This window comes from Massilia oculi, assembly GCF_003143515.1.
Classification (GTDB): Bacteria; Pseudomonadota; Gammaproteobacteria; order Burkholderiales; family Burkholderiaceae_D; genus Telluria; species Telluria oculi.
This window is the reverse complement of record NZ_CP029343.1, coordinates 4,154,739-4,167,240: the sequence shown is the minus strand read 5'-3', so window position 1 is coordinate 4,167,240 and position 12,502 is coordinate 4,154,739. Positions and strand designations below refer to the sequence as shown.

General features: G+C 54.3%; 10 protein-coding genes and 1 tRNA gene. 5 read left to right on the top strand and 6 right to left on the bottom strand.

The annotated features are described in order from the left end of the window. Window positions 1-11: 11 nt before the first annotated feature. Together purN and DIR46_RS18805 are read right to left on the bottom strand one after the other, a co-directional pair. Window positions 12-653, bottom strand: coding sequence for a phosphoribosylglycinamide formyltransferase (gene purN, locus DIR46_RS18810; RefSeq protein ID WP_109346600.1), 642 nt, complete (start codon window positions 651-653; stop codon window positions 12-14). Window positions 654-727: 74 nt separating this feature from the next. Continuing rightward, on the bottom strand, window positions 728-1,255 hold the full coding sequence (locus tag DIR46_RS18805; RefSeq protein ID WP_229446310.1) for a barstar family protein: 528 nt from the start codon (window positions 1,253-1,255) through the stop codon (window positions 728-730). Between the two features lie 263 nt (window positions 1,256-1,518). On the opposite strand from DIR46_RS18805, the gene DIR46_RS18800 reads away from it, so the two are divergent. From DIR46_RS18800 to DIR46_RS18780, 5 genes are all read left to right on the top strand, one after another. Next, window positions 1,519-2,061: a glycine zipper 2TM domain-containing protein gene (locus DIR46_RS18800; protein ID WP_109346599.1), complete on the top strand. Its 543-nt coding sequence runs from the start codon at window positions 1,519-1,521 to the stop codon at window positions 2,059-2,061. 126 nt (window positions 2,062-2,187) lie between these two features. Continuing rightward, the gene (locus DIR46_RS18795; RefSeq protein WP_109346598.1) at window positions 2,188-2,970 is read left to right on the top strand and encodes a spermine/spermidine synthase domain-containing protein; all 783 of its coding nucleotides are present in this window, start codon (window positions 2,188-2,190) and stop codon (window positions 2,968-2,970) included. Window positions 2,971-2,989: 19 nt separating this feature from the next. Further along, a complete protein-coding gene (gene tfpB / locus DIR46_RS18790; RefSeq protein WP_109346597.1) occupies window positions 2,990-4,786 on the top strand; it encodes a type IV pilus assembly ATPase TfpB in 1,797 nt (598 codons plus the stop codon). Window positions 4,787-4,848: 62 nt separating this feature from the next. Beyond that, a tRNA-Lys gene (locus DIR46_RS18785) sits at window positions 4,849-4,924 on the top strand. Window positions 4,925-5,221: 297 nt separating this feature from the next. Further along, on the top strand, window positions 5,222-6,208 hold the full coding sequence (locus DIR46_RS18780) for an IS481 family transposase (RefSeq protein WP_109346596.1): 987 nt from the start codon (window positions 5,222-5,224) through the stop codon (window positions 6,206-6,208). Here DIR46_RS18780 and DIR46_RS18775 read toward each other — a convergent pair. From DIR46_RS18775 to DIR46_RS18765, 4 genes are all read right to left on the bottom strand, one after another. Then, complete coding sequence (locus tag DIR46_RS18775; RefSeq protein WP_205289003.1) at window positions 6,195-7,616, bottom strand: RNA-directed DNA polymerase; 1,422 nt, start codon at window positions 7,614-7,616, stop codon at window positions 6,195-6,197. The genes DIR46_RS18780 and DIR46_RS18775 overlap by 14 nt on opposite strands. Before the next feature lie 107 nt (window positions 7,617-7,723). Next, a complete protein-coding gene (locus tag DIR46_RS18770; RefSeq protein ID WP_109346594.1) occupies window positions 7,724-8,701 on the bottom strand; it encodes an IS481 family transposase in 978 nt (325 codons plus the stop codon). A 224-nt stretch (window positions 8,702-8,925) separates the two neighbouring features. Further along, window positions 8,926-9,798 carry a hypothetical protein gene (locus DIR46_RS26730; RefSeq protein WP_162819572.1) on the bottom strand — a complete coding sequence of 291 codons (873 nt, stop codon included), beginning with the start codon at window positions 9,796-9,798 and terminating at the stop codon, window positions 8,926-8,928. Between the two features lie 105 nt (window positions 9,799-9,903). Then, window positions 9,904-12,330 carry an AAA family ATPase gene (locus DIR46_RS18765; RefSeq protein WP_109346593.1) on the bottom strand — a complete coding sequence of 809 codons (2,427 nt, stop codon included), beginning with the start codon at window positions 12,328-12,330 and terminating at the stop codon, window positions 9,904-9,906. Window positions 12,331-12,502: the final 172 nt, after the last annotated feature.

Below are 12,502 nucleotides of genomic sequence, written 5' to 3'. Positions count from 1 at the left end.
TGAATCCTTGATTAAATACTGATGGCGTCGGCCTGGGTGCGATCCATGGACGCGACGATGCGCACCGCGCCGTCTTCGATGACCAGGCGGTCTTCGATGAACAGGCGTACGGCGCGTGGGTAGATCTTGTGTTCCTCGGCCAGCAGGCGTGCAGCCAGCAGGTCCGGCGTATCGCCCGGCAGGACGGGGATCCTGGCCTGCAGCACCGACGGGCCATGATCGAGTTCGGCGGTGACGAAGTGCACGGTCGCGCCGTGCTCAAGCATGCCGGCGTCGAGCGCCTGCTGGTGCGTGTGCAGCCCCGGGAACAGGGGCAGCAGCGACGGGTGGATATTCAACATCCGGCCCGCGTAGTGTTCCACGAAGGGCGCGGTCAGGATGCGCATGAAGCCGGCCAGCACGACCAGGTCGGGCTGGAAGGTATCGATGACTTCCTGCAATCTGGCGTCGAATTCGGCGCGGGTGGCGAACTCCTTGTTCGACACCACGGCGGTCGGGATGCCGCGCGACTGGGCAAATGCCAGGCCGCCGGCATCGGGCTTGTTGCTGATCACCGCTGCAATACGGGCCGGCCAACCTTCAGCCTGGGCCGCGCGCACGACCGCTTCCATATTGCTTCCGCGGCCGGAAATGAGGATCACGATGTTTTTCATAGCCGGCATTGTACCGTAACGCCGGCTGCCAACCGCAGCCCTTCGGGTCCCTCACGGGGCGGATTTCAGCGGATTCAGGCGGTCGGCGGGACGGTCGCGAACGAGTAGAACACGCGGAACGGCACCTTTTTCTCGGCCCAGAATTCGGCCGCGTCGCGGAACACGTCGAGCAGGTTTTCGCGCGCTTCCTTGTCGAACTTCTGAGCGCTCGGCAGCTGCTCGAGCACCACGATGAAGCCCGGCTGCGGGCCGGCTTCGTGGATGGTCTCGGTCAGACAGGTGCGCAGCGCATCGAAATTCTTGCTGCACGGTTTGGGGAAATAAAAATTCTCGCCGATGCGGGCGCAGACCTGCTGCTTGGTGAGCGTATTGGCGCAGTGGGCGTACAGGAAATGATGTCCGAGTCGCCCAGCCTCCTGTTGCAAATCGCCAACGCGAAACGCGCGGATGGCTTGAACAAGATTTGGCGCCACTCTCATCAACAAACTCATTTTTTCCTCAAATCGACCTGTCAATAACGCGCCATGGCGCCACCCCTCGCGGCGCTGGGTAGCGCTGCTGCTTCTTACCTCGCTGTCGTTGCTATACGCCAATAAGTCCATGATTTGTGTAAGGGTAACGTTTTGTGGTATTGGAAGCAACCCAAATGTGAGTTTCAGATGCCTATTTGTAAGAATCGGTAGGTCCATATATGACACGGAAACACCCATTCAGGGGCCGGTTTCATTCTGGCGCGAGTTGTTACGCGCTTTATTCGCTGTTACATTTTGTTGCCATGCGGATTCGATGGTTTTTTGCGATAGGCGTACCATCAAGCCTGTAACGAATCGACGAACCAAGTCGCACCACTCAACGAGGTACTACCATGAACTTGCAAGCCAAACTGATCATCTCGGCACTCGGCATCGCCATCCTGCCACTGGCCCAGGCCGCCGACTTCGAAGACTTCGGCCGCGTGGTGCGCGTCGAGCCGCGTGTCGAGCAGGTCCGTACCCCGCGCCAGGAGTGCCGTACCGAATACGTGCAGGTGCCGGTGCAGCAGGAGCGCGGCGCCGGCGGCACGATCATCGGCGGTATCGCGGGCGCCCTGCTGGGCAGCCAGGTCGGCAGCGGCAACGGTAAAGTGGCCGCATCGGCAGCGGGCGCGATCGCCGGCGCCATGGTCGGCGACCGCGTCCAGAACAATGGCCGTCCGGTCGGCAACTCGGTGCAAGAACAGGCTGTGCAGCAATGCCGCACCGTGGAAGCGATCGAATCGCGCACCGCCGGCTACAACGTGACCTATGAATACCGTGGCCAGACCTACACGTCGCTGATGAGCCGCGACCCGGGCAACCGCGTGCGCCTGCGGGTCTCGGTCGAGCCGCTGGACAGCTACAACGGCCAGCAGGCGTACAGCCAGTACTGATCTTGCACCGTCGGAAATCGAGCAACGCGGCCCACGAGGCCGCGTTGTTGCATTCAGAACTTATCCCCGAGCTTGCGCCGGGCGAACCCGTCCCCCGATAATAGGGCGATTCCACCAGGCTTCTTTATGCTCATCAAACGCAAATCCATCGAACAAGTCGAATCCTCGCGCCGTCCGGCGCGCAAACCGAAATTCGCACCCGTCACGCTGTCCGAACAGGACGGTGTCCGCTACCTCCACTTCGGTACCGAATGGGTGCAAGGCGCGATGCGCATCCGCAAGCCCGACTGGCCCGAGCTCGAATACGCGCAGCAGATGATGGCGTGGATGCTGTTCATCGCGGCGCCGCAAGCCATCGCCCAGCTCGGCCTGGGGACGGCCGCCCTGACCAAGTTCTGCTATCGCCAGTTTCCCGAGGCGAGCGTGACCGCCGTCGAACTCAACGAATCCGTGATCGCGATCTGCAATTCGATGTTCAAGCTGCCGCCCGAGGACGAGCGCCTGCGCGTGCTGGAGATGGATGCGCTCGACTTCGTCGAGGATCCGGCCAACCACGATGCCTTTGACGTCCTGCAGTGCGACCTGTACGACGCCACCGCGCGCGGCCCGGTGCTCGACACGCCGGAGTTCTACCAGGCCTGCGCCGCCTGCCTGACGCAGCACGGCATCATGACCGTCAACCTGTTCGGCGACCACCCGAGCTTCGCCAGGAACCTGAAGGCGATGAAGTTCGCCTTCGGCCACGTGATCTGCCTGCCCGAGGTACACGACGGGAATGTGGTGGCGCTGTGCTTCAAGACCCGCCCCACGCTCGACAAGGACGCGCTCGCGGCGCGCGCCGCGCAGATCGTGGCGCAGACCAAGCTGCCTGCCAAGTCCTGGATCAAGGGATTGCTCGCCACCGATTGACCACTCAGCCAGGGCCACCGTGAACGCCATCCCGCAAAAACCCGCCAGCCTGCGCAAGCTCGACCTGCAATCGATTTTCTCGTGGCTGCTGGCCGACGGGATCGTCACCAAGGATAAAGTCAAAGCCGATTTCGCCCAGGCCCAGGCGATATTGAAGAACGCGCCGGGCATCATGCATCCGCTGACGGCGGTGGCGCAGTGCAAACTGGTCTCCGCCCTGCCGCCGCACCGGCTGCTGACGCTGGATGTGCTGACCGAATGGTGCGCGGCCAAGGTCGGCCTGCCCTTCATTCGCATCGACCCGCTGAAGATCGATTTCACCAAGGTGGCGGACGTGATGTCGGCCAGCTATGCGGCCCGCTTCAATATCCTGCCGGTGGAAATGACGCCGACCACGCTCGTGGTGGCGACGGCCGATCCGGCGCTGACCGAATGGGAAGCCGAGATCGCCAAGGTCTCGCGCCGCCGCATCGAACTGGTGCTGGCCAATCCGCTCGACATCGCCCAGTACATTGCGCAGTTCTTCGCGCTGGCCAAGTCGATCCGCGACGCCAGCCGCAGCAGCGGGCAGGACGTCGCGATGCGCAACAACTTCGAGCAGCTGGTCGAACTGGGAAAATCGAACAAGCAGTTCGACGCCAACGACCAGCACATCGTCAATATCGTCGACTGGCTGTGGGGTTACGCCTTCGAGCAGCGCGCCTCGGATATCCACCTCGAACCCAAGCGCGAATTCGCGACCGTGCGTTTTCGTATCGATGGCGTGCTGCACCAGGTCTATCAGGTGCCGGCGGCGGTGATGATCGCGATGACCGCGCGCATCAAGCTGCTGGGGCGGATGGACGTGATCGAAAAACGCCGGCCGCAGGACGGCCGCATCAAGACGCTTACCGCCGGCGGCAGGGAGGTCGAATTGCGGCTGTCGACGATGCCGACCGCGTTCGGCGAAAAACTGGTGATGCGCATCTTCGATCCCGACGTCGTCGTCAAGACACTGCCGGAACTGGGTTTCCCGCCCGACGATGCAGAGCGCTGGGATGGGCTGACGCGCCGTCCGCACGGGATCATTCTCGTGACCGGGCCGACGGGATCGGGCAAGACCACGACGCTGTACACGACGCTCAAGGCGCTGGCGACCAGCGAAGTGAACGTGTGCACGGTCGAGGATCCGATCGAGATGGTGGAACCGGCATTCAACCAGATGCAGGTGCAGCCGGGGATCGACCTGTCGTTTGCCGACGGCGTGCGTTCGCTGATGCGGCAGGATCCCGACATCATCATGGTGGGCGAGATCCGCGACCTGGAGACGGCCGAGATGGCGATCCAGGCGGCGCTGACGGGGCACCTGGTGTTTTCGACCCTGCATACCAACGATGCGCCATCGGCCGTGGTGCGCCTGCTGGAATTGGGCGTGCCGGATTATCTGCTGGAGGCAACCCTGATCGGGGTGATGGCGCAGCGGCTGGTGCGTACGCTCTGCCCCGTGTGCAAGGCGCCTGGCGGGGAATTGCGCGATGAGGTGTGGGATGGCATTGGTGGCGCGTGGAAGATCGCAAAGCCTGCGACCGTGTATCGGGCGGTGGGGTGTCCGGAATGCCGGCAGACCGGGTATCGCGGGCGGACCGGGATTTATGAATTGCTGACGGTAAGCGAAGGCTTCGGGCGCTTGATCCGCGAATCGGGCGAGATGCGGTCCTTGCGCGAGCAGAGCGTGAAGGATGGCATGAAGCCGCTGCGCATTGCCGGCGCGATGAAGGTGGTCGACGGCGTGACGACGGCGGATGAGGTGCTGAAGGTGACGTCGGCGCTGTCGTGAGCGGCGTTTGTGCCGAGAATGCTGGACGGCCCCTGAATCGCCCGCTATAATGCTGCCTCTTCGGGTCGTTAGCTCAGTTGGTAGAGCAGCGGACTTTTAATCCGTTGGTCGCGTGTTCGAGCCACGCACGGCCTACCACGAATTACCAGGAAGCCCACGCATTTCGGTGCGTGGGCTTTTTTGTTTCTGGTCCATTTCTGGTCCCTCCCCCGGCCTGTAGGCGGTGCAAATTGGTCTCCGGGGGATATAGGTCACGAAATTGAAACCTCGTCGGTGTTGAGGCCCTCGTATGGGATGTCTTAGGTGTTTAGTTTCGTGTGATCATGTTCCCCGTCGCAGCATGGCCTTGTTCCGTGCAAAGGCCGTGCTCGATGAGATAATTGCTGGCTTCCCGCATCGTTCGTCAGCCCCTCGCAGAACATCACCATATCGAGCATGAGTTCACGCATTCACCCGCAAGCCCGCACCACGCCAAAAATCCGTCAGGAGATCAAGGATTCCGGCCTGTCCGACCGTCAAGCGGCCAAGGTGTTCAATATCACTCGGGCCACCGCTGCCAAATGGCTCAAGCGGGACGACGTGCAAGACCGCTCGCATCGTGCTCATACCCTGCATACGACCCTGAGCGCAGCCCAGGAACTGGTCGTGCTGTCCCTGCGCCAGACGCTTTACTTACCGCTCGACGACCTGCTCTACATCACCCGGCAATACATCAATCCCGAGGTCTCTCGTTCAGGCATTGCGCGACTGCTCAAACGCGAAGGCATGGCACGACTGGAGGACGTGATCCCTCAAGCTGAAGTCGAAACGATCAAGGCCAAGAAGACCTTCAAGGACTATGAGCCAGGCTTCCTGCACGTCGATATCGAGTACCTGCCACAGATGCCTGACGAAAACTCACGCCGCTACCTGTTTGTTGCCATTGACCGCGCGACGCGCTGGGTTTTTCTGCATATTTACAACGATATGACTGAACGTAGTAGCGTCGATTTCCTGCGCCGTTTGAAGCTCGCATCGCCGATCAAGATCACCAAGATACTGACCGACAACGGCTCGCAATTTACCGACCGCTTCGCCACCAAAGACAAGAAGCCCAGCGGCAATCACGCCTTCGACAAGGCATGTGGCAGCATGGAAGTCGAGCATCGCCTGGCGCCTCCGCGCCACCCGCAAACTAACGGCATGGTGGAACGCTTCAATGGCAGGATCAGTGAGCTGATCGCGCAGACCCGCTTCGATAGCAGGGCCGATCTGGAGACCACCTTGCACAATTACCTCAAGCTTTACGACCACCATATCCCGCAGCGAGCTATCGGCTCAACGACACCGATTCAGGCGCTCAAGGATTGGCAGAAACGCAAACCTGATCTATTCGTCAAACGCGTCTACGATCAGACGGACTCGACACTTACGTACCCTTAGCCCATTTGGCGAGTGTCTTGTCGAAGGGGCCGGTTATGGTTTGACGACCAATAAAGAATTTCTTTTCGTCTTTTGCGAGACCAGATACAGCGAAAAGCATTGCTCGCTGTTGCCAAGGGTCCATTGAGGTGAAGTCTTCCTTAAGTTCACGTACCCAATCTAAAGCATTATTCATTCGCGCTGCCAAAATGACTTCACGCCGGATGAACGGATCAGCCGACTGGAACATTTTGTGAAGCTTAGCAAAGTGATTGATATGCTCATTTCGAGAGAACAAACTCAGCACCAGAAGGCGGAAATATTCGCTAGACTTTACTTCTGGCGTACGGAGGAGTTGCAGTAGTCTTGTTCCAATACGCCTCCAGTCTTTGGTCGGAATTGCCTGAACGGACGCAAGATAGAAACAAATATTTGCGAAACAGGGCCCCAAAGAATCAAGATGCTCCAGTGAAACATCAATAGCGCCGGGATGACCAATTTGCGCAAGGCGTCGATAAAACCACCTAAGCCGAATGTAGTCAATCGGTTGAGATGAGACGTACTGATTAATTACAATTCGAATTGATTCGGTGGAAATAGAGGACCAATCCGCTGCGGAAATTCGAGAGAAAGAAATGGTTTTATATGGATCTCCACCGGAATACTTCTTAATCAACGCCAAAAGAGACTTCTCATCGAAATTGATCGGACGATCCTTAATCATTTGTGAGCAGACGTCTTGAAAATCTGTTGGGTCGTAAATTTTAGTCTTATGCCGCTGTAACGTAAGCCGTTGCTGCTTGTCTAGCACAGTAGCAATCAAGGCAAGAGCAGTTCTTGATTCGCGCTTGGATTTGCAAAATACAACTATGTCATCGGCATATCGTATAAATTTCAATCCCGCAGCAACCAAGCTGTTATCGACAGGAATTAGCGTGGCTTCCGCCAGTAAATGAATTGGGTGAGGTCCCACCGGTACTCCCCTTGAGACACCCGCTGTGGTTGATTCCAATAATCCGATAATCCATTTAATAGCTTGGTTAGGCAGCCCAGCGGATATAAGTTGATTCTCGACGGTATGGTGATAGACTTGATTGTAAAAATCGGCTATATCACAGTACAGAATGTGACTACAGCGCACCGCGTGTTTCGCTGCCGTTGTCCAAAAACCATTCCATGCAGTTTTCCCGCTATAGAGGCCGTCCGGCAATGTTGGGCTGAATCGATAGCTGAATACACGGCTCTTAGGTTGTCGTTGCTCCTCAATCTGTTGCCCGTACTGATAGATTAATGCTGACAGTATGATCGAATCTTGAGGATCAAGCTGCGTGGCTTGCCTATACGAAAACTCGTCTTTGGGAACAATAAATCTCCGACAACTCCCAGGTGACAAGCCCCCAAGATCGGCACTGGCAAGCTGTGCTACCAAATAAGCCTTCTCCGCGACAATTGCTTCAACTTCCAGCGCCTTAGGGAAGAGATCTCCATCAGAATGCAGTTGGACAAAATCAATAGCCCACTCAATGGCGTCTGCTTTTAGTTGTCGAGTCCCGTCTGATCGTAGACGCGTTTGACGAATAGATCAGGTTTGCGTTTCTGCCAATCCTTGAGCGCCTGAATCGGTGTCGTTGAGCCGATAGCTCGCTGCGGGATATGGTGGTTGTAAAGCTTGAGGTAATTGTGCAATGTGGTCTCCAGATCGGCCCTGCTATCGAAGCGGGTCTGCGCGATCAGCTCACTGATCCTGCCATTGAAGCGTTCCACCATGCCGTTAGTTTGCGGGTGGCGCGGAGGCGCCAGGCGATGCTCGACTTCCATGCTGCCACATGCCTTGTCGAAGGCGTGATTGCCGCTGGGCTTCTTGTCTTTGGTGGCGAAGCGGTCGGTAAATTGCGAGCCGTTGTCGGTCAGTATCTTGGTGATCTTGATCGGCGATGCGAGCTTCAAACGGCGCAGGAAATCGACGCTACTACGTTCAGTCATATCGTTGTAAATATGCAGAAAAACCCAGCGCGTCGCGCGGTCAATGGCAACAAACAGGTAGCGGCGTGAGGTTTCGTCAGGCATCTGTGGCAGGTACTTGATATCGACGTGCAGGAAGCCTGGCTCATAGTCCTTGAAGGTCTTCTTGGCCTTGATCGTTTCGCCTTCAGCTTGAGGGATCACGTCCTCCAGTCGTGCCATGCCTTCGCGTTTGAGCAGTCGCGCAATGCCTGAACGAGAGACCTCGGGATTGATGTATTGCCGGGTGATGTAGAGCAGGTCGTCGAGCGGTAAGTAAAGCGTCTGGCGCAGGGACAGCACGACCAGTTCCTGGGCTGCGCTCAGGGTCGTATGCAGGGTGTGAGCACGATGCGAGCGGTCTTGCACATCGTCCCGCTTGAGCCATTTGGCAGCGGTGGCCCGAGTGATATTGAACACCTTGGCCGCTTGACGGTCGGACAGGCCGGAATCCTTGATCTCCTGACGGATTTTTGGCGTGGTGCGGGCTTGCGGGTGAATGCGTGAACTCATGCTCGATATGGTGATGTTCTGCGAGGGGCTGACGAACGATGCGGGAAGCCAGCAATTATCTCATCGAGCACGTCCTTTGCACGGAACAAGGCCATGCTGCGTCGGGGAACATGATCACACGAAACTAAACATTTAGTGTCATGATCGTATTTCTTTGCAAATAGTATTCGCCATAAAATCCATCCTTGGTGACTATTGGCCGAATTAAAATTCAATCTTTAAAATTACAACGCGTCGTAATATTGAACTAGGCCAAGCGATCTCGCCTTTCCATGAGGACTTAGCGTCATCTCATTAAAATGGACACTAAACGCCTTCGCCAACAACTTTGGTCGCCCAGTTAAATGAGTCTGACTTGGAAACCAATGATGATACAACTTAACGGCTTCATAAGATCCTACAAAGTGGTGGAATAAATGCTTATCAATTGATTCAGCCACAGATTCAGCGACCCCAAGGTATTCTTGGATTTTTATATCTTTAATATTAGGCAATTCTTGAACCATCGAACTTGGCGCATACTTCATCGACTTGATATCTCGCCCGAATGAATGCCCTGTGTCATTTCGCAGTTTACGAAGATGCTCAAGATCGGAAAGATGCGACTCAAAAGGGCACGAACCAAAAATCTTCTTGTAAGATGAAATTCGTTTTTGCCACTCCCCACGAACGAGCTGCTCTATATGGCTATATAAATCATACGAGGGATTGTGTTTTAAGAAGATTGCACCATCTATTACTGCACCACCGCCTAAAACTTGAGCTGGTGACGACTCTACTGCCGCTGTAGCTATCTGTGCGATGTATGTTTCAAGATAACCGCAAATCGCCATTATTGATGCCATCTGAGTCCATTGATCGAATCCATTATAGCTATCGCTCCATCCACCTAATGTAGGTGGCGTCCTTGTTTTTCCTGGAATGGAAAACAATTTAGAGCTAGGATCGCTTTTCTTAAAAGGACGTGTTTGTGAATATACGTATTTTCTTGCTATTTTATGAGACCAGAAAATATTATTAAAATTAGTGTGATGCCTCTTAAACAATCTAAAGGCCAAGCTTTTATCGTAAACCGGCTTCATTCTTTGAAATGTCATTCTTTAATTCCCGACAATTATTCTAGGTGACGAGGTATCGATCTCGCCCAGACCGCCCGCGTACGGGCCTTCGTCCTGTGTGCAGGTATCCCTTGCGTAATTCGATCACGCAACTCGTTCGGGCTCCCCAATACTCTTTAGCAATGCATTGTACTGAACCGAGTCAGCTTCGTAGATTTTGTCCAAGACATAATTTGCGACCTTAGCAATCTCAGGAATCTCTACTGGCTTAAACCCTCTGTCTGGTACGGCCTCCAAATGAGAAAACTCGTTATTGAGACGGTTTACTAACGCAATCGCTGTACCCTCTTCCTCCCCGAAGAATTTCTTTATACGCTCAAAGGCGTCGTTTTTATCATCATGGTAAGGGAATTTAAAGAACAAGAAAGCCTCAAGAAACTTGCGCAGATTGTTCCCAAACCCGAAGAATGGTTCGTGGCTAACTTGTGCAGCAGCTTGGTCCTTGCATTTATAAATCTGATGAAATAGATAGTGAAACTCAGTAATGTAATCTTTCAGATAAGAAGGCATAGGTAAAATATTGCTCGATGCCCCGTCTCGCTCAATCATGAAGTGTTCATGATCATCAACGCTTTTGGTCTTACCCTCCCCCGCAGGAATTTTCTTCTTTGGAATAGAGAGGCGCTTAAGATACTTCAGGAAGTCCAGGTTGTGTGTCGATATAAAAAGCTGCTTGTATCGATAACTGTTGGAGCCGTCCGCATTCTTAATAGGCTTTGTGATCAAGCTCTCAATCAGGCTGAACATGAAGAAAATGTGATTACCATCCAAACTGGAAATTGGATCATCAATATAAATGATAAGATCCTTCCCCTTGCTTTCAGGCTCATCTAGTCTGGCAATGAAATAACAAAAGGCAATTAAACTGCACTCGCCTTCGCTGAGGTTGTACGCTGGCTTGCCGCTTCGAGTGATCTCAAACTTAACTGTGGCTGTGGCCGCATCATCTCTGGCTTCAAGTTTTATACCATCATGGCCAAAGAAATTATTGAGTAGGGAGTTGACCCGCTCTGCGCCCTTTCGTTCGTCCTTCTGCTTGGCTCTAAGTGTATTGACCTGCGATTCAGCAGCACTGATTTCCTTCTCCGCGTCGGCGTAAACAGTGTTTGCCGTCTCCGCTTGCGATTTGAGCGTAGCTACTCGGTCAAGCTCGGTGTCGTAGGTTATCGTCCCAATAAACTCGAACACGTCATTCAATCGAAGCGCGTCCCTAGCAGCAGACTTGTCTTTCTCCAGCGTCTTCGTCTTGCCGTTGTTCGCAACAATCAACGCATTTATGTCTCTAACATGCTCTTGGATTTCCACCGCGTCGTGCGAAAAATCTTTCAGCACAACTGACTGGAAGAGGCTATTCTTGCGTGCCTCTAGCAACTTTTTAAGGGATTCCAGGTCTTTCTTGTAGAGGTTCAAAGCGCGGGAAAGAGCCTTGCTACTTTCGTCAAAAGCGGCTCGTTCCTCAGCATAAAACTGAGCGCTTTCAAAGGTAATGAAGCCAGCTACGGCTGTAACTTCCTCAGTGACTGAAGAAATGGCCGTGTCCAAAGCAGATTCAAGATCACTCGATTCCTTGCTGAAGTGTTCGTCCATCACTTGCCATAAGTCGTGCGGCAAGCTTTGGCGGCAAAAAGCGCAAGTATCGCGTTTATCCCGATGGTGCCCGATACCTTGCTTGACCCAGAGTTGTAATACGCTATCGTTAAGAAGCTCCTGGATAGGCGTTGTAGGCGTTATAGTTCGCGACAGGAGGGGCTCAGCGGTTGCTCTTAATGACTCTAGTTTAAGGGTAATTGCCAGAGTATCCGTGATATCAGGTAGTGCCTCTTGCTTCAGTAGTGCAAGCTTACTTGCTTGCTCTTCCGCCGTTAGCCTTGCAAAGCCTGGCTTTTTCGTTGATGCAATATCCCGTTTAATACCTTCAATGTTATAAGTAGCAGTACCGTACTGACGATTTTTTTTAATTTTTTCGTTAGCATGGGTGCGTAGTTTTTCCTCAAGCCCGCTAGATGCGGTAATGTAATTGCTCTTATGGCGATCGCGCTCCTTCTTTTTTGCTTCAAGGTCAAAGCGAAGACCAACCTTGCCATCCACACTTCCGAGCTTGGCCTCGATGGCGGCAATAGCATCGTCAATTTCCTTATTCTGTTCACCGACAATGGCAAACGTCCTGATCTCGCCGCCGATTTGCTGGTTCACCAGAAAGCTGAGGTTGTCAGTTACGAAGTCACGGTTGTAGACCCTCACATCGTAGTTATGAGCTGCTAGGCCGGTGTGCGCAATATTACCCTTGTCCCCGTAAACGGTGAAGGATGAATTGGCGTAGTTCAGCGGGATCTTGCGCGTCTCTAGCGCGCGGAAGACACGGGAGAGCGTGGTCTTGCCTGAATAGTTGCGCCCGTAAAGGATGTTCAGGCGTTGGAAAGGCTTTACATTCTTGCCACTGTCCCGAACGGCACTCTTCCACTGCAAGTCTTGGTAGCTCCCGAACTTAGCTATGTCGATCTGATTGATCATCGCCTCCCCCGATAGTGGACTTATTTCTATTTAAGTTCTTAACTGGCTACTCCTGGCCCCTAGCGACCGTTCTTAAGAATAACATTCTTGCCAATTTGAAAAACTCACAAATTCTCACTCCGCAGCCTGGCTCGGTGTATATCGCCCCCTGGGGGATATAGGTAGCAGAATT

Excerpts from the sequence above, each read along its gene's own strand:
- purN (WP_109346600.1), bottom strand. The coding sequence starts at position 653 with ATGAAAAACATCGTGATCCTCATTTCCGGCCGCGGAAGCAATATGGAA.
- DIR46_RS18805 (WP_229446310.1), bottom strand. The coding sequence starts at position 1,255 with ATGGACTTATTGGCGTATAGCAACGACAGCGAGGTAAGAAGCAGCAGC.
- DIR46_RS18800 (WP_109346599.1), top strand. The coding sequence starts at position 1,519 with ATGAACTTGCAAGCCAAACTGATCATCTCGGCACTCGGCATCGCCATC.
- DIR46_RS18795 (WP_109346598.1), top strand. The coding sequence starts at position 2,188 with ATGCTCATCAAACGCAAATCCATCGAACAAGTCGAATCCTCGCGCCGT.
- DIR46_RS18780 (WP_109346596.1), top strand. The coding sequence starts at position 5,222 with ATGAGTTCACGCATTCACCCGCAAGCCCGCACCACGCCAAAAATCCGT.
- DIR46_RS18770 (WP_109346594.1), bottom strand. The coding sequence starts at position 8,701 with ATGAGTTCACGCATTCACCCGCAAGCCCGCACCACGCCAAAAATCCGT.
- DIR46_RS26730 (WP_162819572.1), bottom strand. The coding sequence starts at position 9,798 with ATGACATTTCAAAGAATGAAGCCGGTTTACGATAAAAGCTTGGCCTTT.
- DIR46_RS18765 (WP_109346593.1), bottom strand. The coding sequence starts at position 12,330 with ATGATCAATCAGATCGACATAGCTAAGTTCGGGAGCTACCAAGACTTG.